Origin of the sequence: Pontibacter sp. FD36 (assembly GCF_015686655.1) — a bacterium.
Taxonomy (GTDB): Bacteria; Bacteroidota; Bacteroidia; order Cytophagales; family Hymenobacteraceae; genus Pontibacter.
In genome coordinates this window covers 346,163-369,558 of the sequence record NZ_JADPMP010000003.1, presented here as the reverse complement: position 1 = coordinate 369,558, position 23,396 = coordinate 346,163, and the positions used below count along the sequence as shown (strand labels likewise).

Below are 23,396 nucleotides of genomic sequence, written 5' to 3'. Positions count from 1 at the left end.
TTTTCGGCGCTCCACTGTTTGAGCGTTCAGCGAGTTTGGAGCGTCTTGATTTTTTTGCTTACTTTTTTCATCAAGGAAAAAAGTAAGGCCCGCCCGGCTAGGGCAAATAGTGCCCGCCGCACAGGCGAAACTATAATACAAAGTCAGTAGAGAACACTATAAACAATACTAATTGACTAATAACCCTTTATAAAAAAGGCAATATCAACGAATAGGATAAAACCCTACTTAGTGATAATAACTTTCCCCCAAAACCACTATCTTCGGGTTTAGATCCTTCACCCTGCCCATGGCCCAGTTTTATTTCAGCCAAACTTCGGTTACTCAGGAGTTCAACGCTCCGCTTTCGCTCTTCGAACTGCACCAGCAGATCCGGGAGGAACTGGAGCTGGCGTTCCCGGAGAGTTACTGGGTGGTGGCGGAGGTTTCGCAGGTAACGCCGGACCGGCGCAAGGGGCACTGCTACCTCAACCTGGTCGACAAAGGCGATAACCCGCGCGGCGCCATACAAGCGCAAGCCAGGGCCACGATCTGGAGCAGCCGTTTTCAAATGCTAGGCCGTTATTTCGAAGAGAAGACAGGGCAGCCACTCAAGGCCGGACTCAAAATCCTCTTTCAGGCGCAGGTACGATTTCATGAACTCTACGGTCTGAGCCTCGACATCATCAACATCGACGCCAACTATACCATTGGCGACCTGGCCCGGCAAAGGCAGGAAACCCTGAAGCGCCTGGAGGCCGAAGGACTGCTGACGGCAAACAAGGAGCTGGAAATGCCACTGGTACCGCAGCGACTGGCCATTGTGTCGTCGGCGACGGCGGCGGGCTATCAGGATTTTATACATCAGCTCGAAAACAACAGCTACGGCTATACCTTCGACACACGGCTATTCCCGGCGACGGTGCAGGGCAACGAGGCACCGGCCTCCATCACCAAAGCCATGGACCTGATCGCCAGGTATAGCCATCTGTTCGACGCCATCGTGATCATCCGCGGTGGGGGTTCACAAACGGACCTGGGTTGTTTTGATGACTATAAAGTTGCCGCTGCTATTGGCAACGCCCCCCTACCTGTGATAACAGGTATAGGCCATGAGCGCGACGAAAGTATTGCCGACCTTGTAGCCCATACCCGCCAGAAGACTCCGACGGCTGTTGCTAATTATCTGATAGACAAAGCACGTTCTTTCGAAACGGAAATGGAGGGGCTGTTTGACAGCATTTATATGTTCGTCAGCCAGCAAATACGCCTCACTGCTGACAAGTTGGAACGGCAGAGCCTGAAGATATCGAACCTGACCAATGGCTATCTGCAGGAAAACCGGGAACAGCTGGAGCATTTCTCTAAGAGTCTGCTGCTCAAACCAAAGAGTTTCCTCGAAAACCAGAAGCACCAGTTACTGAATTCTGAGAAGTTGCTTCAGGCTTATACCAAAGACCTGCTGCACCTGCGCGGTAAGGAACTAAGCGAGCTCACCGTTTGTGTGGAAGGCATTGGGCAGCGCTGGTTGCACATGAAGGAGCAGGACCTGAATAAGCTCGTGCATTGCATTGAAACTGAAGCCAAAGACAAACATAAGCGAAGTCAGCTCAGCTTCGTGAAATGCAGTGACCGCCTGCAGTATAGCGCCCAGAAAAAACTCAGCTCCGACAGCCACCGGTTAGACATGCTGGAGATTCGCATTCAGGCGAACGATCCGGAGAAACTTTTGCTGCGCGGCTATACCTTGACCTTGATCAATGGCAAGATCATCAAGCACATCGGACAGGTGAAAGAGGGAGATGTGATCGAGACGCGCCTGCAGGACGGCAAGGTGCATAGTTTAGTTGTAAACAAAGACGAAAATGAATAACAAGGACATAAACAAAATGACTTACCGCGAGGCCACCCAGGAACTGGAGGAGATTCTGCGGGCCATCGAAAGTGACTCAGTAGATGTGGATGAACTCACCCAGAAGGTGCAGCGCTCTTCCCTGCTGATCAAATTCTGCAAAGACAAGCTGCGCAACGCCGAGAACGCCATCAACCAAGTGTTCAATGAGGAGAACTGTGAAGAACCGGCTTCGAAGTCTGAGAAAGGCAGTGCAGGTAGTGGTACTTTGTTTCAGTAGGTATAGCCAACCAGCTCATGAAGAAATTTGCCCTCGTACTGATCATCCTGCTGATAGGTTTGATCATTTACAACGTGACGAACATTGACTTTACGGATTCGCTAACCTCTGTGCCCAACCAGCATGTATACATGCGACTGGTGGCCAATGTACTGGTACTGATTTCACTGGTATTCAGCTACCGCAGGTATAGCAGGAAGACTGACAAGCAGTCACAGCAATAGGCTATACCTCTAGCAGATACAAAAAGCCCCGAGCTGCTCTAAAACAGTCGGGGCTTACTTGTTTCACTATAACCTATTTACAACAATTCTTTCGGAAGCTTTTTCTGCTTAAGCCCAATCAGCCGTGACAGGAGCTTGCGTGCTTCTTCGCAGCTATCGAGGTGATACTTTGCTACGGAGTGTGTATTACCAATCTTGACGGTATAGGCCTCACGCGGCATGGCTTTGAAGATATCCTCATCACCCCAGTCATCGCCAATGGCCAGCACGAAGTCGTGCGGGTACATATTGAGCCAGTAGCTGGTTGCTTTCCCTTTACTCACCTCCTGCGCCTTGATCTCCACGGCCATTTGCCCGTCGAGCACCTGCAGATTGCTGTTAGTGGCCAGGAAATTAAGATGGCTCACCAACTCACGGGCACGTAACTCACCTAAACCTGTTTCTACGCGGCGGTAGTGCCAAACCAGCGAGTACTCTTTCTCTTCGATAAACGAGCCCGGCGTACGGTCCACGTACAGGTCCAGGATCAGGCGGATATCGCTTTTCCAGTCGTCGATGAGGCTGGTCATGGTTTGCCAGCCGGTGCCGCGTTGTTTTATCCAAACCCCGTGCTCTGCTATAAGGTCGATGTTCAGATGACCCAACCAGCGCTGCATGTTGTCCTTTTCACGACTGCTTATCACCACTACCCTGTTCTTAGAGTTGCTGCTCAGCACCTGCAAAAGCTCTAGCAGATCTTCGTCAGGGGCGGCCATCAGCGGACGGTTGTGGTAGTCGACCAGGGCGCCGTCGTACTCTAGGAAGAACAGGCGGGAACTTGCTTCTTCGTAGGAATTGCTGAGCTCCTGGTAAGTCGCCTCGTCGAGGTAAGTAGTTGCCATAGACAGCTGCTTGATCTTCACGTAAGAGAGACGGTCCATGAACATGCTCACCCAATGGTGGATGTTATACCTGCGTAGCGACTCCTGCATGTGCCGCATATGCTGCTGCTGCACTTCTTCCGGCATGGTCAGGGCCGTGTGCAGCGTTTCCACCATCTGGTTGATATCGTTCGGATTAATGAGCAAGGCCTCTGAAAGCTCCTTCGAAGCACCCGCCATCTCGCTCAGGATCAGCACGCCTTTCTGGTCGAGCTTGCTGGCCACATACTCCTTGCATACCAGGTTCATGCCGTCGCGCATAGGGGTTACCAGCGCCACATCGGCCATGCGGTAGAAGGCAGAAAGCGTCTCCAGTGGGTAAGAGCGGTAGAAATACTGGATCGGGTTCCAGTTCATGTGGCTGTAATTGCCATTTATACGGCCTACCAATTCATCCACCTCCTCTTTCAGTTCCTTATACTTCTCCACGGCATCGCGCGACGGCACCACCAGCATTACCAGTGTTACCTTCTCGTGAAACTCCGGGTAGCGCTCCAAAAACAGCTCAAATGCTAATAGGCGCTGCGGTATACCTTTGGAATAGTCCAGACGGTCGATGGAAAGTATTATCTTTTTGGAATGCAGGTTGTTACGATAGATCTTTTCACGTTTTTTAACCTCCTCACTTTCAGCTGTCTGCTCATACTTTTCATAGTCTATCCCCATCGGGAAAGAGTCGACTAGCAGGGATCGGTTACCGGTGTTGATCCAGCCATGCGTACTGCCGTGGCCTACCAGTCGGTTGACGGAGCTCAGGAAGTGGCGCATGTCGTCGTAGGTATGGAAACCGATCAGGTCGGAGCCCAGCATACCTTCCAACAGTTCTTTGCGCCAGGGTAAGAGGCGGAAAACCTCGTAAGACGGGAAAGGAATGTGCTGAAAGAAGCCAATGGTGCTATCCGGCAGCTTTTCGCGCAGCATAGAAGGCAGCAACAGCAACTGGTAGTCATGTACCCAGATGGTGTCATCTGGCTCGGCCACCTTCACCAGCTCGTCGCAATACTTTTGATTTACCTCAACATAAGTTTCCCAAAGCTGCTGTTCATATATAGCGTACTGACTGAAGTAGTGGAAAGTAGGCCACAGCGTTTCGTTGCTGAAGCCCTCGTAAAACTCTTTTATCTCTTTATCGGAAAGAAAGACGGGGTGCATGTTTTGCCCGTTCAGGTTGTCGATGATTTGCTGCTGTTGCGTCTCATCTTCTACTACCATGCCAGGCCAGCCAATCCAAAGGTTGTTCTTCTTTTTGTAGATAGAGCCTAACCCCGTTGCGAGGCCTCCCTCACTCGGTTTAAAATCAAGCCGACCTTCGCTTTCCTGCAGCTTTACAGGGAGTCGGTTTGATACAATAATCAATTTTGCCATGTGATTATACCTTATGTCAGGCTTCTGCAGCTGCTAGCCCAGGGTGTGGTCCAACAGCATTCAGTGTCCGGATTCAAAAAAATTCTCCGCCTATTTGTGGTACAGGCAGTCTTTATATCATACGGATATAGTTGCATGCACGTTTTAACTATATAGTCATTTTTCTATTAAATAAAAATCTCCTCCTGACACAGAAGCATTTACCTGGCAGGAGATACCCATCTTGCTGAATAAGCGTATGTGAGAGGCGTTCACAGGACGTTAAACCTGACTGTTTTTAGCTTATGCAACGATTATCTCAATTTTTAGCTGAACTGGATCATCTTGCACTCGGATTACTGATCATGGGTGTTGCCATATTGGTAGGACTGCTGGTGAAAGTGCTGCTCTTCTGGCTGCTAAATCTTTATAACCGCAAGACCAGCCCACAGCTGATGGCCTCGGTTACGCGCCACCTTGACCGACCTCTTACCTTTTTTATACCGCTGCTCTTTGCCGCTTTTGTGCTCAGTTCCACACCTTTTACGCCTGATCAGTACTATTTTTTCAGACGCCTGATCGAACTGCTGAATATTGCCGGATTTGGCTGGATTCTGCTGCATTTGGTGTTTGTGGTGCAAGATATGGTGCGGCTCAGGTACAACATTACCAAAGAAGACAACATACGGGAGCGGCGCCTGATCACACAGCTGCAGTTTATCAAAAAGCTGTCTATGGTGCTGATTAGTTTCATCACTATTTCGCTCATGTTACTGTCCTTTGAGCCGGTTCGCAAGCTGGGCACCGGTATGCTGACGTCGGCAGGTATAGCGGGCATCATCGTAGGTTTTGCAGCCCAACGCTCTTTGTCCAACCTGCTGGCCGGTTTGCAGATTGCCTTCTCACAGCCCATCCGCATTGACGATGTGCTGGTGCTCGAGGGTGAGTTTGGCCGGGTAGAGGAAATTACGCTGACTTATGTGGTCCTGCGCATCTGGGACAACCGCCGCATGGTGCTGCCGCTCAACTACTTTATCGAGAAGCCCTTCCAGAACTGGACCCGCAGCAGCTCCGACATCCTGGCCACAGTACACCTATACCTGGACTACCGTGCCCCGATCGAGAAAATACGGGCTGAGCTAGCTCACATCCTCGAAAATACGCCGCTGTGGGACCGCCAGGTGCAAAACCTGCAGGTAACAGATGCGAAAGAGCGTACCCTGGAGCTGCGGGTGATGGTGAGTGCCCCCAGTTCCGGCGCAGCCTGGGATTTGAGGTGCCATATCCGCGAAAAACTTATTACCTTTATACAGGAGCACCACCCGGAAGCCCTGCCTAAAATCCGGGCCTCCCTGGATCAGGAAACCATTTCTGACCGAACACAGTAACAGCTTACACATTTGCCAAAGGATAAACCAAAACATGGATTACTTCAAAGGAATTGACCCTGAACTCGTCAATTGGGTCATTATACCTGTACTTATATTTCTGGCCCGGATTATGGACGTGACGCTGGGCACTCTGCGCATTGTTTTTATTTCGAAAGGTGACAAAGTGATTGCCCCTTTGCTGGGGTTCGTTGAAGTGCTCATCTGGCTGGTAGCCATTACACAGGTGATGCAAAACCTGAGCAATTTTGCCTCTTACTTTGCCTGGGCAGCCGGCTTTGCAACCGGTAACTTCCTGGGCCTCCGCATTGAGCAGAAACTGGCTTTGGGCCAAGTGGTGGTGCGCGTCATCACCGTCGACTCAGGCGATCAGCTGATCGACCGCCTGGCCGGCCGTGGCTACCGCCTCACCGCCCTCGACGCCAAAGGCACCAGGGGTAAGGTGAACCTGCTTTTCATGATCGTCAAGCGCAAGAAGCTACAGGAGGTTATCCAGATCATCCGCGACTACAACCCCAACGCTTTCTACTCGATTGAAGACGTACGGTCAGTATCAGAAACGGAAATGCCGGAAGAGGAAGGCAAGCATAGACTCGGCATCTGGAGACTTTTTCCGTTGCGTAAGGGGAAATAAATAACTTGGGGAAGCTTAGCTATACCTGAGCACAAAAAGAGAGCGTCTATTCAATCAGAACAGACGCTCTCTTTTTCATTGGCTTCAAACCAATCCAATCATATAAGACTAGTCCGGCTGATACTTAAAATACACCACCGCCATAGGCGGCAACTTCAGCACGACAGAGAAATCATGCCCGTGGAAAGAATCAGGTATCGCCTGCAGTGTACCATGGTTGTGGAAATTACTGCCACCAAAATGGCCGTCATCACTGTTGAACACCTCCACCCAATTGCCTCCGGTCGGTACACCTAAACGATAGTGCTCGTGCACGCCCGGAGTGAAATTGCAAACTACTAATAGCTGGTCTTCAGGACGGTCACCCTTGCGCAGGAAACTCATCACACTATTGTGCGCATCGTTAAAGTCGATCCACTCGAAGCCTGATGGGTCGAAGGCTTTGCTATAGAGAGCAGGCTGATCACGGTAGGTATGATTCAGTGCGCGTATAAGCTCTTGAATGCCGGCATGGTACTTAAACTCCAACAGGTGCCAGTCCAGGCTGCTGTCGTGGTTCCACTCACTGCTTTGGGCAATTTCGCCACCCATGAACAGCAGTTTCGCCCCTGGATGGGCATACATGTAGGTATAAAGCGCCCGCAAATTGGCGAAAGCCTGCCATTCATCGCCCGGCATTTTACGGATCAGAGCCCCTTTGCCGTGCACCACTTCATCATGCGAGAGCGGTAGCATAAAGCGCTCGCTGAAGGCGTAAATGATACTAAACGTGATATCGCCCTGGTGATGCCTGCGGTAGATCGGATCTTTGGAAAAATATGTGAGCGTATCATGCATCCAGCCCATCATCCATTTCATATCGAAGCCCAGTCCGCCATCCTCTACTTTGCCTGTCACCTGGGGCCACGCCGTAGACTCTTCGGCAATGGTCAAGGTATCGGGGAACTGCTCATGCACGGCATGGTTAAAGTCTTTCAGGAAAGAGATAGCCTCCAGGTTTTCACGCCCGCCAAATTCGTTCGGGATCCATTCATCATGCTTGCGACTGTAGTCCAGGTATAGCATGGAAGCCACGGCATCCACACGCAGCCCGTCCACGTGGTACTTATCGAGCCAGAACAGGGCGTTGCTGATCAGGAAAGAGCGTACCTCGTTGCGACCGTAGTTGAAGATGTAGCTGTTCCAGTCCGGATGATAACCCTTGCGCGGATCGGCATGCTCAAACAGGTGTGTCCCGTCGAAATAGGCCAGACCATGCTCGTCGGACGGAAAGTGCGAGGGCACCCAGTCCATGATCACACCAATGCCTTCGCGGTGCAGGGCATCGATGAGACACATCAGATCTTCCGGAGAGCCATACATACTGGCCGCTGCAAAGTAACCTGTGATCTGGTAGCCCCAGGAACCACTGAAAGGATGGTACATCACCGGCATGAACTCCACATGCGTAAAGCCCAGGTTCTTGACATAAGCAGGCAGCTCCTCGGCGAGTTCGCGGTAAGTCAGCGGACGATTATTGTCTTCTGGCTTGCGACGCCATGAGCCCACGTGCAATTCGTAAACCGAGTAAGGCTGCGGCTGGCCATGGCGCGACTTGCGCTGCTCCAGCCAATCGTTGTCCTGCCAGCTGTGGTGCAGCTCGTGCACGACCGAAGCAGTTTGTGGCGGTTTTTCACGGCGCAGCGCAAAAGGGTCGCTTTTCTCAACATGGTACATGTGGTAGCGCGACCGGATATGGTACTTGTAGAGCATACCTGCCTGCACATCAGGCACAAAGCCTTCCCATATACCTGAACCGTCAGCCCGCGCCTGCAACTGGTGACTTTCGCGGTTCCAGGAGTTGAAATCGCCCATCACGGAAACCTGCTCGGCATTCGGGGCCCACACTGCAAAGTATGCTCCCTTCGTGCCCTGTCGCTCCATCAGATGCGAACCCAGCTTCTCGTACAGGTTGAAATGACGGCCTTCGCGGAACAGGTAGATATCAAACTCTGACAGGCGGCTGATGTCGTAATAAACCGGACCGGTCTGTTCCTGATGCGGCTGCTCCATCACAGGTGCTGGCGTGGTAGACAAGCCCGTCTTCTGTGCCTCCGCCTCCTGTTGCTGCGTCACCGACTTGGCAGACCTGCCGCGCTTTGGTTTTGTTTCTTCAGCAGTGGTCGTTGCTTCGGCTGTGGTAGCCTTGGCCGCACGTCCCCGCTTTGGCTTCACCATTACCTCCTGCGCCGCCTCTCCCATTTCGGAGCTGTCAGATTTACGCGGCCTGCCTCTTTTGGCAGGAGCTGCAGCTGCACCTGACTGCACTTCCACAGTGGCTATACCTTCTTCTTGCTTGCTTTTCTTTTTGCCTCCAGCCTTTTTTGTGGCCGTGCCATCGTTCATGGCTGCGCCGGGCCCGGTTTCCATACCTGTTCCCGCCATCGGGTTTTGCTGTGTGTTCTCCTGTTCCTTTTTCTTAGCCATTCTGATATTTCCTCATGATGTACTTTATGCCCCTGATCGGGATGAGCACCCAATCCGGACGGTTGTTCAGTTCATATCCCAGTTCATAGATCGCCTTCTCAAGCAGGAAGGTTTCCATCAACACCTCTACGTCTTCTTCATTTTCGGGCACTACGCCCGTACCCTTGGTTATACCCAGGTAGGTATGCATAAAGAAGCCGCTGGCGTAGTGGTACCATTGCTCAGCCCAGGTCTCCAGGTAGTCGCCGTCTTCTTTGCGGAAACTGTCCTGCTGGAACAGCGCATTGTAAGCCGCATAGTGGAACGAGCGGATCATGCCGGCCACGTCACGCAGTGGTGAGCGTTTCAGACGGCGTTCGCTGAAAGAGCGGGCAGGCTCGCCTTCGAAGTCAATGATGATGAAGTCGCGGCCCGTGAACAATACCTGACCCAGGTGATAATCGCCATGTGTGCGGATCTTCATGGTGTTGATCTTGCGGCGGAAAATCATCTTAAGCCGCTCGAGCACTTCCTGTCGCATTTGCAGTACCTCCTCCGCCTCGGCCCGCACGGCATCCGGCAGGTTAGGCAGGTGCTTACGCAGACTGTCGAAGTTGCTGCGCACCAGTGAGGTGAGTGACGAATAAAGCGAGCGCTGGTAGTGCAGCGAGAAGTCCTCCGGCGCAAAGTCCTTCGAGGTAACCATGTCGGATAGTGCCAGGTGCATCTCAGCCGTGCGTTGCCCCAGTAGCTCGATGCGCTCTACGGACGCACCTCCCAGTTGAAGCTGCATGTGCTCCGGCGCTTCTGAAAAAGGCACTGGTTTTGCCAACGTACCTGTTGTATCAATTTGCTCGATGTGCTCCTTGTGTGTCTGCAGACGTTCAAAGAATCGCTTGAGTGAATCCTCCATGTATACCCAGGCATCGCCCTGGTTCGGCACCAGTTCCTGCAACATCACGAGCACCATCGGCGTTTTGCCTTCTTCCTCGTGCTCTATCGAGCCCAGGTACATCGGTACATTCGGAAATTCCTTCTCCGTAAGCGCCTGCACAATCTCCACGTCAGGGTTCAGTGTGCGGTCGAGCTTGCGGTATACCTTCAGGAAGAACTGGTTGTCGTATAGCACCGAGGTGTTGCTTTGCTCAGCCCCCAGTATTTTGGAAGAGAGCGTGTGACCGATCTCTTTTATTTTGGCAGCAATAGAACGGTTGCCCGTACCCACCAGTTCAGCGCTATCTACCTTAATACTCTTGCGCTTGGCCATCAGGTTGAGCAAGAGCTGGCGGTAGTCCTCGGAGTAAACGGCATCATAGAGAATACCCTCTTTACCGTCCATGGTCACACGGGCTATCACACTGTTCGGCTGACTGGCTATGAGCTCTTCTTCCTGCTCACCGACCGCGAAAGCGATTGGCAGCTGGTACAGCTCCGGAAGGCCTTCGTTGTAGCTCACCTCTATGAATAGCAGTGAAGCGGCAAAGCGACCCGCCGTCATCGGCATATTGCTCACCACCTGCATGCGCTGTATCGTGCGGGCCTTGCCCCCGAACCAGCGGCGGTTCATTATGTATGGTGGCAGCACCTTACTCTCGAGTGTTTTGAGCGCCCGGGCAGGTATAGGCTGGCTAAGCGTTGGCAGCTGCATGGCAGGTTTCTTCATGTCAAGTCCCTCGCGACCACTCACTTCCTGCGGCTGCAGCTCAAACCAGTAGTAACCGTGCGCGCCCATTGTGAGCACGTAGTTCTCCTCTTTTATCTGCGGGAATTTGTTTTTACTGAACACCTCCACCGGCACGTAGCCCCTGAACTCTGGCAGGTCCAGTTCCACTGCCTCCGGGAAGCGCGACAGGTTGGCAATTACCAGGATGTTCTCGTCCTGGTAAGAGCGCACAAAGGCCAGCACTTTGGCGTTGGACGGATTCAGGAAGCGAATCTCGCCACGGCCGAAAGCCTTGTAGCGTTTGCGCATGTTGATGACGCGTCGCATCCACCAAAGCAGCGAGTTGGCGTTATGCTGCTGCGTATCCACGTTCACCGACTCGTACTTATACTCCGGGTCGATGATCACGGGCAGGTATAGCTTTTGCGGGTTGGCCGTCGAGAAGCCGGCATTACGGTTGTCGTTCCATTGCATCGGGGTACGCACGCCGTCGCGGTCACCCAGGTAGTAGTTATCGCCCATACCGATCTCATCGCCATAGTATACCACGGGTGTGCCTTTCATGGAGAAGAGCAGCACGTTCATGAGCTCGATCTTGGCGCGGTCATTGCCCAGCAGCGGTGCCAGGCGGTGGCGTATACCTAAGTTGATCTTGGCGAGCGGGTCACGGGTGTATACCTTGTACATGTAGTCGCGCTCCTCGTCGGTCACCATCTCGAGCGTGAGTTCGTCGTGGTTGCGCAGGAACATTGCCCACTGGCAGGTTTCAGGTATAGCCGGTGTCTGGTCAAAGATGTCGATGATCGGGTAGCGGTCCTCCATCTTCACGGACATGAACAGACGCGGCATGATCGGGAAGTGGTAGTTCATGTGGCATTCGTCGCCGTCACCGAAGTAGGAAGCCGAATCCTCCGGCCACATGTTCGCCTCGGCTAGCAAAAGCTTGCCTTCGTATTTTTTGTCGACGTGCGCCCGCAGTTTTTTCAGGAATTCATGTGTCTCCGGAAGGTTCTCGCAGTTGGTGCCGTCACGCTCAAACAGGTAAGGCACGGCATCCAGACGGAAGCCATCCACGCCCATGTCGAACCAGTAGTCCAGGGTCTTGAACACCTCTTTCTGCACCTCAGGATTGTCGTAATTCAGGTCAGGCTGGTGGTGGAAAAAGCGGTGCCAGTAGTATTGGCCAGCCACCGGATCCCAGGTCCAGTTGCTCGGTTCGTAGTCAGTGAAGATGATGCGAACGTCCTTGTACTGGGTTGGGTCATCGGTCCACACATAGAAGTCGCGGTGCTTGGAGCCCTTCTTGGCGCGGCGTGCCCGCTGGAACCAGGGGTGCTGGTCGGAGGTGTGGTTGATCACCAGCTCGGTGATGACCTTGAGCCCCCGGCGATGCGCTTCCTTCACAAACAGCTTGAAATCCTGCATGGTGCCGTAGCTCGGATTAATGCTGAAGTAGTCGGCAATGTCATAGCCGTCGTCTTTGAGCGGCGAAGGATAGAAAGGTAATAACCAGATAGCGGTTACACCCAGTTCTTCCAGGTAATCGAGCTTCTGCATGAGCCCTTTGAAGTCGCCAATGCCGTCGCCGTTACCATCCATGAAGGCCTTGATGTGCAGCTCGTAGATGATGGCATCTTTGTACCAGTGAATGTTGTCGTCGAGAAGGGTGTTGTCTTCTGCCATATAGTTTTTTCGGTTTTATTCGTGTTTGCTATGGTCATCGGGCAGCCAGGTATCGTCCAGACTGTCGTGGCCCATTCCCGGGGTAGCGGATTCGATTCGGAAGACGTGCACAGGCATTTCGTGCGGACGGAGCTCCACGTAATTCCACTCGCTGTTCCAGGTATATTTGTGTTCGGTCATCAGGTCGTGCACCATGTACTGCTGGTTGCTGTCCATTTTGAGGACGTGCAAGGGCACCTGTACCCAACCCGCCTGCGTGTGGTGCGGATCCAGGTTCACCACCATCAACATTTTATTGCGGTAGCTGCTGTCCCACTTAACATAGCACAGGAGCTGCGGGTTGTCGGTATCGCCGAAGGCAATGTTCCAGGTGGTTTGCAGCGCCGGATTGACCTGCCGTATCTTGTTTATCTTGGTGATGACTTCTCTTATTTTTGTGAGGCGGCCCCAGTCCCAGTGCATGACTTCATATTTCTCCGAATCCCAGTACTCTTCTTTGCCCTGCACCGGCGTGTTGATGCCGAACTCATAAACTGGTCCGTACATTCCATAATTGGATGATAGCGTAGCCGCCAGCACCACACGGGTAATGTGCGCAGGCTCACCACCCGACTGCAATTCATGTGGCAGGATGTCCGGAGTGTTTGGCCAGAAGTTAGGGCGGTAGAAGTCGCGCATCTCGGTTTGCGTGAGTTCACGCATGTACTCTTTTATCTCGGCGGCTGTGTTGCGCCATGTGAAGTAGGTATAGGACTGTGTGAAACCGATCTTACCGAGCCGTTCCATCACACGCGGACGGGTAAAGGCCTCTGCCAGGAAAATCACCTGCGGATACTGCTGGCGTACTTCCCGAATCAGCCACTCCCAAAATCCGAATGGCTTGGTGTGCGGGTTATCGACGCGGAAAACGTAGACGCCCTGTTCGATCCAATGCGTGACAATGCTTTTGAGTTCGCGCCACAGGTTCTGCCAGTCTTCAGTTTCGAAGTTCACCGGCAGTACGTCCTGGTATTTCTTAGGCGGGTTTTCGGCGTACTGCACCGTACCATCGGGGCGCCATTTAAACCACTGCGGATGCTCCTTTACATAAGGATGGTCAGGCGAGCACTGAATGGCAAAATCCAGCGCTACTTCGATGCCGTGCTCACGGGCAGCCTGCACAAAGCTTCTGAATTCGTCTAGGCTTCCCAGTTCCGGCAGGATGGACTTATGACCGCCTGTCTCAGCCCCGATCGCCCATGGTGAGCCAGGTTCTCCCGGTTCAGATGTTACGGAGTTATTTTTACCTTTGCGGAAAGCGTAGCCGATCGGGTGGATCGGCGGCAGATAGATCGTGTCGAAGCCCATTTCGGCGATGCGCGGTAGCAGGCGCTCGCAGTCCTGGAAGGTGCCATGGCGACCTGCCTCTTGTGCAGCGGAGCGCGGAAAGAATTCGTACCAGGCACTGAAAAGCGCTTTCTGTCGCTCCACTTCCACTGTCAGTATTTTGTGATAGGTCGTTACGTTCTGGCGATCACAGCAGGCGTGCATCAGGTCCGATACGTCTTCGCCTGTAGCCAGTGCCACCGCGTCGGCAATAGAACCCGGCTTGTTCAGGTGCTCGGCCCACTTGCGCAATCGCTTCTGCTGACCGGGTTTGGCGGTAGCGGCAGATTCTTCTAATAGCTGGGCGCCTATCTGCAGCTCGACCGTAATATCCTGATTCGCTTCAAACTTCTTCTTGAGCCCCTTCTGCCAGGTATAGAAATGATCCACCCAGCCCTGCAGGGTATACTCAAAAGTGCCCATGCTATCGGGTGTGAAAGTCACTTGCCAGCGGTCGTTGCCCAGGAAAGTCATCGGCACTTCGTTCCACTTTTTCTTTTTGGAATGCCGGTAGAGCAATACAGCTTTTACCTCGTCATGGCCGTCTCCAAACACATCTGCCGTCACTTCGACTTCTTCTCCCACAGTGCGCTTGATTGGATACTGCCCACAGTTTACCTGCGGTTTCACGTTCTCGATGACAACCCTTTTGGTTCCTTCCAATGCTTCCATGTATGCTTTTTTCCTGATTTGATATAGAATAGCTAATAGGTACTGCATGCGCGCGCAATAGGTTTCGGGTGAGTCTGCAGCAGAGCACCTATAGCCTATGTTAAGCGGTGCAGGGGACAACTTTGGAATCATAAAAGATTCAATTGCTCAAAAAAGAACAACCTAATGCCGTATATGCCAGTTAGAAATCAGGCGTAAAAGGATACTATATGAGCATAACACGAGAGATAGGAGCACATTATACACCAGGCAAGGGTACGTTGTTTACAGTATGGGCCCCGGCCGCCGCGCAGGTGGACGTAGTGTTAAAAGATAACGATAACATAATACCACTGCAGCGTGAAGCCTTCGGTTACTGGACAGCCCTGAGCGAAGAGACTGGCCCCGGCGCACGCTATACCTTCCAGCTTGACGAAGAGATGGAGCGCCCCGACCCTGCCTCCCACTTTCAGCCCGACGGCGTGCATGAACCCTCAGCCGTAGTAGACCATACCTCCTTTGGGTGGACCGACAAAAACTGGAAACCGCTGCCGCTGGAGCAGTACATTGTGTATGAACTGCATGTGGGTACTTTTTCAGAGGAGGGTACTTTCCAGGGTGTCATTGACAAACTTCCTGAGTTGGTGGACTTAGGTATAACAGCGATTGAAATCATGCCAGTGGCTGCTTTTCCGGGAGGCCGCAACTGGGGCTACGATGGCGTGTACCCTTCGGCAGTGCAGGAGGGCTACGGCGGACCGGAAGGTCTGAAAAAACTGGTAGACGCCTGCCATGCTGCAGGTATAGCCGTGGTGCTGGATGTGGTGTATAATCACCTTGGCCCTGAGGGCAATTACCTCAATGAGTTCGGCCCTTACTTTACTGACAAGTATAATACACCCTGGGGCAAGGCGCTCAATTTCGACGACGCCCACAGCGACCATGTGCGCAACTTCTTTATCCAGAATGCCCTGCTATGGCTGCGTGATTATCATATCGACGCCCTACGCCTCGATGCTGTCCATGCCATTTTGGACACAGGCGCGAAGCACTTTTTGCAAGATTTGCAGGAACAGGTAGAGCACCTGGAAAAACAACTGGGACGCCACTTCATCCTGATTGCTGAAAGCGATCTGAACGATGTGCGCATCATCAACCCGACAGAGAAAGGAGGCTTTGGACTGGCAGCGCAGTGGAGCGATGATTTTCACCATGCAGTGCATGCTCTGCTCACGGGAGAAGACTCCGGCTATTACAGCGATTTCGGAAAGCTGGAGCAACTGCAGAAAGTGCTGCAGCATGGCTTTGTTTATGACGGGCTTTACTCCGAGCACCGCAAGCGTACCTTCGGCAGTGACGCCACCGCAAACCCAGCACTTCAGTTCGTAGTCTGCTCTCAGAACCACGACCAAGTGGGCAACCGTATGCTCGGCGAGCGCCTGACGAAGCTGATTTCCTACGACATGCTTAAGGTGGCAGCAGGATTGGTTTTGCTCTCCCCTTTCACGCCTATGCTGTTTATGGGTGAAGAATATGGCGAAGAAAATCCTTTCCTATACTTTGTGAGCCATTCTGACAAAGACCTGGTAGAGGCCGTGCGCAAAGGCCGCAAAGAAGAGTTCTCTTCTTTTTCCTGGCAAGGCGAAGCACCGGATCCGCAGTCAGAAGAGACCTTCAACCAATCGAAACTGCAGCGCAGCTACGAGCACAGTGAAAAGCACCGCCAACTGCGGGACTTCTACAAAGCCCTTATTCAGCTCCGCAAGTCCGCCCTTGCTTTGGCACGACCTGACAAGACCAGACTCCATGTTTCGGCCGACAGCCATACTCATGTGCTACACCTAATCCACTCCGGTGAAAGTCCGTACCTGTATGCTTTATTTAACATAAGTAATCAACCACAAAAAACCAATGTAGTAAAAGAGGTGGGAGCTTCGTGGAAGCTGGTACTGGGTTCTGATGAAAGCAGGTATGGCGGGGCAGATAAAGACCTGTCACGTGAACTCAGCGCAGGACAGGAAATAGAACTGCCTGCGGCTTCCGTCACCGTATACCAAAGCAACATCATTTTATGAAAAGAGACCTGAGCACTGCAGGTATAGCCATCGAACGGATCAAAAATGTTCCGGCACAATCTGCTATACCTGCCAGTCTTTGCCCATCGTCTGAAATTCTTTTGTCTTAAGACACTATTATGAACAAGTATATCTGCATTCACGGACACTTCTACCAGCCCCCGCGCGAGAATCCCTGGCTTAACGAGGTGGAATTACAGGAGTCGGCGCACCCTTTTCACGACTGGAACGAGCGCATCACGGCTGAATGCTATGCCCGTAACTCGGCTTCACGCATCCAGAACGGCAAGGGGCAGATCGTGGATATCATGAACAACTACGCTCGCATGAGCTTTAACTTCGGTCCGACCCTGCTGGAGTGGATGGAGAAAAAAGCGCCGGATATTTACCAGTCCATTCTCGATGCCGACAAGGAAAGTCAGAAGCGCTTTTCGGGACACGGGTCCGCTATCGGACAGGTATACAACCACATGATCATGCCGCTGGCCAATGCCCGCGACCAGCACACGCAGGTAGTTTGGGGAATATACGATTTTCGGAAGCGCTTCGGTCGAGACCCGGAGGGCATGTGGTTGGGCGAGACGGCCGCGAATACCGACACCCTGGAAGTGCTGGCCGAGCACGGCATCAAGTTCACGATCCTCTCCCCCTACCAGGCCAAACGCTACCGCAAGATTGACGAGAAAGAATGGCATAATGCCACAGGCGCCAAAATAGATCCCAAGAGGCCGTACCGGTGTACGTTGCCTTCGGGCCGTACCATTGCCTTGTTTTTTTATGACGCGCCTGTGTCGCAGGCCATTGCTTTTGAAGGCTTGCTGGAGAGCGGCGAGAAGTTTGCGCACCGCCTCACCACCACTTTCGACGAGCACAGCAAAGATCCGCAGCTGATGCACATCGCTACCGACGGCGAAACCTACGGCCACCACCACCGCTTCGGCGAAATGGCCCTCTCCTACGCCCTGCACCACATTGAGCAGGAAGAGCTGGCCAAGATCACAATTTACGGAGAATACCTGGAGCTATACCCACCCAAGTATGAAGCTGAGATCATCGAGAACACCTCCTGGAGCTGCATGCACGGTGTGGAGCGCTGGCGCAGCGACTGCGGTTGCCACACCGGCGGACACGACGACTGGAATCAGGCCTGGCGGGCTCCTGTGCGTGAAGCTTTCGACTGGGTGCGCGATCAGTTGGAGCCACTGTACGAGCAGGAAATGCGCCAGTTGGGAGCCGATCCGTGGCAAACCCGCAATAATTACATCCAGGTGATCATGGACCGGGACGAGGACCATGTGCGGGAGTTCATTCACTCACAGACCAACAGGGAACTGAGCAAAGGGGAACAGATCAAGTTCCTAAAACTGCTCGAAATGCAGTACCATGCCATGCTGATGTACACCAGTTGCGGTTGGTTCTTTGATGAAGTGACCGGCATCGAAACCATGCAGGACATTCTGTATGCAACCCGCGCCCTGCAACTGGCCAAGGACCTGAGCGGAGAAGATTACGAGACGAAATTTGTGGAATTTCTGAGGAGGGCCAAGAGCAATAACAAGGAGTACGGCGACGCCTCCAAAGCTTACTACAAAATAGTGCAGCCTACCCAACTGGACCTGTTGCGGGTGGGTGCCCACTATGCCGTGTCGTCCCTTTTTGCTGACTCGCCTGAGGAATTGCCGCTTTATAGTTACAAGGCGACATCGGAGTATTACGAAATGCTGGAGGCTGGCCGGCAGCGGCTGGCTATTGGCAAAGCCTTTATCCGCTCCACCATCACCTGGGAGGAAGTAGACGTATCGTTTGGCGTGCTACACATTGGTGATCATCAGTTATTCGGGGGCGTGCGCAAATTCGTAAGTCCGGATGCTTTTGCCACCCTGCACCACGAACTCAGTTCGGCCTTCGACAAAGGGAATATCACGGAAGTAATCATGCTGCTCGACAAGCACTTCGAGTCACACAACTACTCGTTCTGGCACTTGTTCCGCAACGACCAGAAGAAGATTCTGGACCAGGTACTGGAGCAAACCATGCGATCGCTGGAGCACGACTTTCAGCAGGTATACGACAACAACTATCCGCTGATGGCTGCCATCAAAAACGTGGACATGAACCTGCCGCGGCCACTGCAAATCACAGTGGACTATATTGTAACAAGTCGTCTGCTCGAAGCCCTGATGGCCGAGCGGGTGGATGTGGATACGGTGCTTAAACTGCTGAAAGAAGTCGATCGCATGGGTGTGAAACTGGACGAGGAAGCGGTTAATTATGCGGCTACTATCCATGTAGAAGAAGCGATGCACTACTTGGAGGAAAAACCTGATGACACGGAGCACATGCTATACCTGACAGAACTCCTGACGGTCATCAACGGCTCCAGTCTGCAGCCGGAGTATTGGCAGTCGCAGAACATCGCTTTCAAGATGCGACAAACCACCTATGAAACTAACCGCAAAAAGCAGGATGAAAAAAACGAAAAAGCCGATGCCTGGTGCAAGCAGTTCGAAGAGTTGTATAAAAGTCTGAATCTGAAAATATGAAGCAGACAGCTCGCAGACTTTGTCCACTAAGATCCCTTTCCCTATACAGCTAAAAAGAAAACAACATGGTATACATACCTTCCTCGACATACAGATTACAACTGTCCCCGAAGTTTAAACTGAAGGACCTGAAAAACATACTCCCCTACCTGCGGGACCTAGGCATCAGCACCATCTATGCTGCGCCTTTTTTCACGGCCCGCCCCGGCAGTGAGCACGGCTATGACGTGACGGATCCCCACCAACTCAACCCTGACGTAGGCACCATGGAGGAGCTGCAGGAGATCGCCGATGAATTGAAAGCACATGGCATGGGTTGGCTGCAGGATATTGTCCCGAATCACATGGCCTTCCACCCGAACAATGCCTGGCTGATGGATGTGCTGGAGAAAGGCCAGAAGTCGCGTTTCTATACCTTCTTCGATGTCAACTTCAACCATCCCGACTTCAAGGGGCAACTGATGGTACCCTTCCTGGGGGAGTCCCTGGAGGAGGTAATTAAGCAGGGTCAGCTTAAGGTCAGCTTCGATGAACACGGCTTCCATGTGAACTACTTCGATAATAGTTACCCGGTCAGCATCGACAGCTATACCTTCCTGCTAGGGCGCGCTGCTGAGAAGCTCAAGTCCTCAGAGACCAGCACCACACTAACTGAGCAGGTGCAAAAACTAGAGGGGCTGATGTCACATGACAGGCTGGAGGCAAACGACTGGCAGCAGGCGAAGCAGTCACTCCATCAGTCTGCGCAGGATCATGCAGAGATAAAGCAAGGTATAGCCAATGTACTGCAAGGTATAAATGATGACAAGACGGCCCTGAAGGAGCTACTGCAACAACAATACTACATTCTGAGTCACTGGCAGGAAACCGAGAAGCGCATCAATTACCGCCGCTTCTTCACTGTCAACGACCTGATCTGCACGGCCATGGAACGGGAGGAGGTGTTTCATCACTACCACCAGTTCATCAAAGAACTCTGCATGAGACAGCTGGTGCAGGGATTGCGCGTAGATCATGTCGATGGCCTTTTCGACCCGGATATCTACCTGGAGCGACTTCGCGAACTGGCAGGCGAACAGGTATACCTGGTGGTGGAGAAGATTCTGGAAGGGGAAGAAAACATGCCGGACTACTGGCCAATTGAGGGCAACAGCGGCTATGATTTTCTGGCTTGGGTGAGCAACCTCTATACCGACGCTGAAGGTGAGAAAAAACTTACCGACATCTACCACCGCCTGGTGCCCGACGCCCCACTCGACTACGAGAAACTGGTGTACGAAAAGAAGCTGCTGATACTCGAAAACTACATGCAGGGCGAGCTGCAAAACCTGCTGCGTCTGCTTCGTGATTGTGAACTTATCCCTGCTTCTACAGAAGATAAAAACTGGCACCATGCTCTGGCTATTTTGCTGGCCTCCTTCCCGGTATACCGCATCTACGGCCACACTTTCCCACTGCCGCCCGAGGCCATGGAAGTGGTGGACAAGGCTTTTGCCAATGCGCATGAAAAAGCACCTGAAGTAAAGACTGAGCTGAACCATCTGCGTACTTTGTTCGAGTCAGATGAACAGGATAGCGAAGAGCAAAAACGCAATAAGCTATACTTTGTGATGCGTAGCCAACAGTTTACAGGTCCGCTGGCGGCCAAGGGTGTGGAAGATACCACCTTCTACAACTACAACCGCCTGCTGGCACTCAACGAAGTGGGCAATAGTCCGGATGTGTTCAACCTCGACCGCCGCGATTTCCATGAGCGCATGCAGTACCGCATGAAAACCTATCCGCACTCCATCAACGCCACGGCCACGCACGACACCAAACGCGGCGAAGGCTCCCGCATGCGCCTGCAGGTGTTGAGTGAAATACCTGAGGAGTGGGAGAAAAATGCCAAAGCTTGGATGCAACTGGCACGGCAGCATAGCAAGTCCGGTGCCCCTACAGAAAACGACCTTTACTTTATCCTGCAAACCCTGCTGGGCGTGATGCCGATCGACGGCAAGGTAGATGATACGCTGGTAGAGCGGGTGCAGGAATATCTGGTGAAGGCTTTCCGGGAGGCTAAGGTCAACACGAACTGGTCGGAACCAAACGAGGACTATGAAACTGGAGTCAAAAATCTGGTGCAGCAACTGCTGCAAGAAGACGAGTCTTTTATGGCTTCATTTATGCCCTTTTTCCGGAAGGCGGCGCATTTTGGCTGGCTGTACTCTTTGTGCCAGACGCTGCTCAAAACCACCTGCCCGGGCGTGCCCGATGTATACCAGGGCTGCGAACTCTGGGACTTCAGTCTGGTAGACCCGGACAATCGCCGCCCCGTGGACTACGAGCAGCGTCAGCAGTTTTTGCAGGAAATAAAGACAAATGAAAAATCGCAGGACTTACTTCAGCAAATTCTGTCAACACCAACTGACGCCCGCGTGAAGCTATACCTGTTGCACCAGGTGCTCCATCTTCGCAAGGAGCTAAAATCGCTTTTCGACAAGGGTGATTATACCCCGCTAAAGTTAAAAGGCCAGCACAGCCGACATGCCATGGCCTTTGCCCGCCACGACGGAAACAACTGGTGCATCGTAGTGGTGCCGCGTCTGCTTACAGGTATCATCACCGAAAACGTATTGCCATTGGGCGAGCAGGTATGGGGCGACACGGTGGTCGAGTTGCCTGCCGGGGCTCCGCAAAGCTGGCGACAGCTATTTGGCGGGCATACCGTACAAGCGAAGCAGGCTATACCATTAGCTGAAATTTTCAAGTCTTTCCCGGTAGCACTTTTAACATCCACAAACGCATGATCATACCTAAACGAAGCAGTGGTATTCTGCTCCACATCACATCGCTCCCATCAGCTTATGGCATCGGCGACCTGGGCTCGGAGGCCTACAAGTTTGCCGACCTGTTGTCTGAGGGTGGTCAGCGCTACTGGCAAATATTACCGCTCAACCCGACCGAGATTGGCTCTGGTAACTCACCCTACAGCAGCCACTCCGCTTTTGCGGGCAATCCTTTGCTGATCAGTCCGGAGCGGTTGGTGGAAGATGGGCTGCTGGACAAGAAAGACATTCGGGCTGGAGGTGGATTCGATAAGGCCAAAGTGAACTACCCGAAAGTAGCAGACTATAAAGTGAAGCTGCTGCGACAGGCATATGACAATTACAAAGATGGTAAGGCAAGCAAACTCAAAAGCGCCTTTATCCGGTTTCAGGAAACGCACAAAGAATGGCTTTCCGACTTTACCTGTTTTGTGGCACTCAAGCATTATTATAACGGCAAACCCTGGGTTGAATGGCCTGAAAAAGTAAAAACAAGGCAGGATCATGCTATGGAAGCGCTTACCGCAGAGCTCGCCGTGGAAATGGAGCGGGAGGCTTTTTTCCAGTTCCTGTTCTACCGGCAGTGGGAAGCCCTCAAGGCCTATTGCACCACCAAGGAGATCACCTTCATCGGCGACATGCCCTTTTATGTTAGCCACGACAGCGCTGACGTTTGGGCACATCCGCACATCTTCAAACTGGACCGGGCCGGTATGCCCACGGCTGTATCGGGTGTGCCACCGGACTACTTCAGCGAAACAGGACAGCTCTGGGGCACGCCTGTATTTGACTGGAAGAAATTGCAGGACCAAAACTTCGACTGGTGGCTGCAGCGTATCGCCCACAACCTGGAGCTCTTCGGCTTGCTGCGCCTCGACCATTTCAGGGCTTTCTCTGCTTACTGGGAAGTACCCGCCGACGAGAAAACCGCCATCAACGGCAAATGGGTGAATACGCCGGGAGCTGAACTGCTGGATGTGGTTCGAAAAAAATTCCCTGCTATGCCCATCATTGCTGAGGACTTGGGGGAGATAGACCAGCCTGTACGTGACCTGATGAGCCAGTTTGATCTGCCGGGCATGCGGGTGCTGCTCTTTGCCTTTGGCGAAGACCTGCCGGAGAGCATTTATGCCCCGCACCACCACATAAAGCAATGCATTGTATACACCGGTACACACGACAACAGCACCGTACGGGCCTGGTATGAGCAGGACGCCAGCCGAGACGATAAGAAGCGCCTGAGCGACTATAGCGCACAGCGCCTGTCAAAAGAGAATGTAAGTGATGTGATGGCACGACTGGCCTACATGTCGGTGGCGCAGCTTGTGGTACTGCCCATCCAGGATGTACTGGGCTTGGGTAAAGAAGCGATCATGAACAAACCCTCTACTGCCAAGGGTAACTGGCAGTGGCGCCTGCAGCCGGGGCAGTTTACTAAAACGGTGGCGCAGCGCTTGAGAAAGGAAGTGGAATTATACGGTAGGTAAATCTACTAGAAGATCGAAACCAGGTGCTAATTACCCAGAGGAAAACTGTTGTGTAA

General features: G+C 52.7%; 13 protein-coding genes. 9 read left to right on the top strand and 4 right to left on the bottom strand.

Going from position 1 to position 23,396, the window contains the following annotated elements; genetic code table 11:
* Positions 1 to 289 precede the first annotated feature (289 nt).
* From xseA to I0P70_RS06275, 3 genes are read left to right on the top strand one after another with little or no spacing between them, the layout of a single operon-like run.
* Complete coding sequence (gene xseA, locus I0P70_RS06285) at positions 290 to 1,852, top strand: exodeoxyribonuclease VII large subunit (RefSeq protein ID WP_196115618.1); 1,563 nt, start codon at positions 290 to 292, stop codon at positions 1,850 to 1,852.
* Positions 1,845 to 2,111, top strand: a complete 267-nt coding sequence (gene xseB / locus I0P70_RS06280) for an exodeoxyribonuclease VII small subunit (protein ID WP_007656098.1) — start codon at positions 1,845 to 1,847, stop codon at positions 2,109 to 2,111. The genes xseA and xseB overlap by 8 nt, the downstream gene beginning before the upstream one ends.
* A 17-nt stretch (positions 2,112 to 2,128) precedes the next feature.
* On the top strand, positions 2,129 to 2,335 hold the full coding sequence (locus tag I0P70_RS06275) for a hypothetical protein (protein WP_196115616.1): 207 nt from the start codon (positions 2,129 to 2,131) through the stop codon (positions 2,333 to 2,335).
* A 77-nt stretch (positions 2,336 to 2,412) separates the two neighbouring features.
* Here I0P70_RS06275 and I0P70_RS06270 read toward each other — a convergent pair whose 3' ends face one another.
* Complete coding sequence (locus I0P70_RS06270; RefSeq protein ID WP_196115614.1) at positions 2,413 to 4,620, bottom strand: bifunctional alpha,alpha-trehalose-phosphate synthase (UDP-forming)/trehalose-phosphatase; 2,208 nt, start codon at positions 4,618 to 4,620, stop codon at positions 2,413 to 2,415.
* A 284-nt stretch (positions 4,621 to 4,904) separates the two neighbouring features.
* Between I0P70_RS06270 and I0P70_RS06265 the strand changes: the two genes are divergently transcribed.
* The gene (locus tag I0P70_RS06265) at positions 4,905 to 5,987 is read left to right on the top strand and encodes a mechanosensitive ion channel family protein (protein ID WP_007656104.1); all 1,083 of its coding nucleotides are present in this window, start codon (positions 4,905 to 4,907) and stop codon (positions 5,985 to 5,987) included.
* Between the two features lie 34 nt (positions 5,988 to 6,021).
* Positions 6,022 to 6,621, top strand: a complete 600-nt coding sequence (locus tag I0P70_RS06260) for a DUF2179 domain-containing protein (protein WP_196115612.1) — start codon at positions 6,022 to 6,024, stop codon at positions 6,619 to 6,621.
* A gap of 108 nt (positions 6,622 to 6,729) precedes the next feature.
* On the opposite strand, the gene glgB is transcribed toward I0P70_RS06260, so the two are convergent.
* The 3 genes from glgB to I0P70_RS06245 are packed head-to-tail and all read right to left on the bottom strand — an operon-like array spanning position 6,730 to position 14,449.
* On the bottom strand, positions 6,730 to 9,087 hold the full coding sequence (gene glgB, locus I0P70_RS06255; RefSeq protein ID WP_196115610.1) for a 1,4-alpha-glucan branching protein GlgB: 2,358 nt from the start codon (positions 9,085 to 9,087) through the stop codon (positions 6,730 to 6,732).
* Positions 9,080 to 12,412 carry a maltose alpha-D-glucosyltransferase gene (gene treS / locus I0P70_RS06250; protein WP_196115608.1) on the bottom strand — a complete coding sequence of 1,111 codons (3,333 nt, stop codon included), beginning with the start codon at positions 12,410 to 12,412 and terminating at the stop codon, positions 9,080 to 9,082. The genes glgB and treS overlap by 8 nt, the downstream gene beginning before the upstream one ends.
* 15 nt (positions 12,413 to 12,427) lie before the next feature.
* Complete coding sequence (locus tag I0P70_RS06245; RefSeq protein WP_196115606.1) at positions 12,428 to 14,449, bottom strand: alpha-1,4-glucan--maltose-1-phosphate maltosyltransferase; 2,022 nt, start codon at positions 14,447 to 14,449, stop codon at positions 12,428 to 12,430.
* Positions 14,450 to 14,658: 209 nt separating this feature from the next.
* Between I0P70_RS06245 and treZ the strand changes: the two genes are divergently transcribed.
* The 4 genes from treZ (at position 14,659) to malQ (ending at position 23,340) form a co-directional block, all read left to right on the top strand.
* Positions 14,659 to 16,503 (top strand): malto-oligosyltrehalose trehalohydrolase, encoded by a 1,845-nt coding sequence (gene treZ / locus I0P70_RS06240; protein ID WP_196115604.1) that lies wholly within the window; start codon positions 14,659 to 14,661, stop codon positions 16,501 to 16,503.
* 119 nt (positions 16,504 to 16,622) lie between these two features.
* Entirely contained in the window at positions 16,623 to 19,046 is a 2,424-nt protein-coding gene (locus tag I0P70_RS06235; RefSeq protein ID WP_196115592.1) for a DUF3536 domain-containing protein, read from the top strand.
* A gap of 65 nt (positions 19,047 to 19,111) precedes the next feature.
* Positions 19,112 to 21,835, top strand: coding sequence for a malto-oligosyltrehalose synthase (treY, locus tag I0P70_RS06230; RefSeq protein ID WP_196115583.1), 2,724 nt, complete (start codon positions 19,112 to 19,114; stop codon positions 21,833 to 21,835).
* A complete protein-coding gene (malQ, locus tag I0P70_RS06225; protein WP_196115572.1) occupies positions 21,832 to 23,340 on the top strand; it encodes a 4-alpha-glucanotransferase in 1,509 nt (502 codons plus the stop codon). Before treY ends, malQ begins: the two co-directional genes overlap by 4 nt.
* Positions 23,341 to 23,396: the final 56 nt, after the last annotated feature.

Excerpts from the sequence above, each read along its gene's own strand:
- I0P70_RS06245 (WP_196115606.1), bottom strand. The coding sequence starts at position 14,449 with ATGGAAGCATTGGAAGGAACCAAAAGGGTTGTCATCGAGAACGTGAAA.
- I0P70_RS06275 (WP_196115616.1), top strand. The coding sequence starts at position 2,129 with ATGAAGAAATTTGCCCTCGTACTGATCATCCTGCTGATAGGTTTGATC.
- treS (WP_196115608.1), bottom strand. The coding sequence starts at position 12,412 with ATGGCAGAAGACAACACCCTTCTCGACGACAACATTCACTGGTACAAA.
- glgB (WP_196115610.1), bottom strand. The coding sequence starts at position 9,087 with ATGGCTAAGAAAAAGGAACAGGAGAACACACAGCAAAACCCGATGGCG.
- xseB (WP_007656098.1), top strand. The coding sequence starts at position 1,845 with ATGAATAACAAGGACATAAACAAAATGACTTACCGCGAGGCCACCCAG.
- malQ (WP_196115572.1), top strand. The coding sequence starts at position 21,832 with ATGATCATACCTAAACGAAGCAGTGGTATTCTGCTCCACATCACATCG.
- xseA (WP_196115618.1), top strand. The coding sequence starts at position 290 with ATGGCCCAGTTTTATTTCAGCCAAACTTCGGTTACTCAGGAGTTCAAC.
- I0P70_RS06270 (WP_196115614.1), bottom strand. The coding sequence starts at position 4,620 with ATGGCAAAATTGATTATTGTATCAAACCGACTCCCTGTAAAGCTGCAG.
- treZ (WP_196115604.1), top strand. The coding sequence starts at position 14,659 with ATGAGCATAACACGAGAGATAGGAGCACATTATACACCAGGCAAGGGT.
- I0P70_RS06265 (WP_007656104.1), top strand. The coding sequence starts at position 4,905 with ATGCAACGATTATCTCAATTTTTAGCTGAACTGGATCATCTTGCACTC.
- treY (WP_196115583.1), top strand. The coding sequence starts at position 19,112 with ATGGTATACATACCTTCCTCGACATACAGATTACAACTGTCCCCGAAG.
- I0P70_RS06235 (WP_196115592.1), top strand. The coding sequence starts at position 16,623 with ATGAACAAGTATATCTGCATTCACGGACACTTCTACCAGCCCCCGCGC.
- I0P70_RS06260 (WP_196115612.1), top strand. The coding sequence starts at position 6,022 with ATGGATTACTTCAAAGGAATTGACCCTGAACTCGTCAATTGGGTCATT.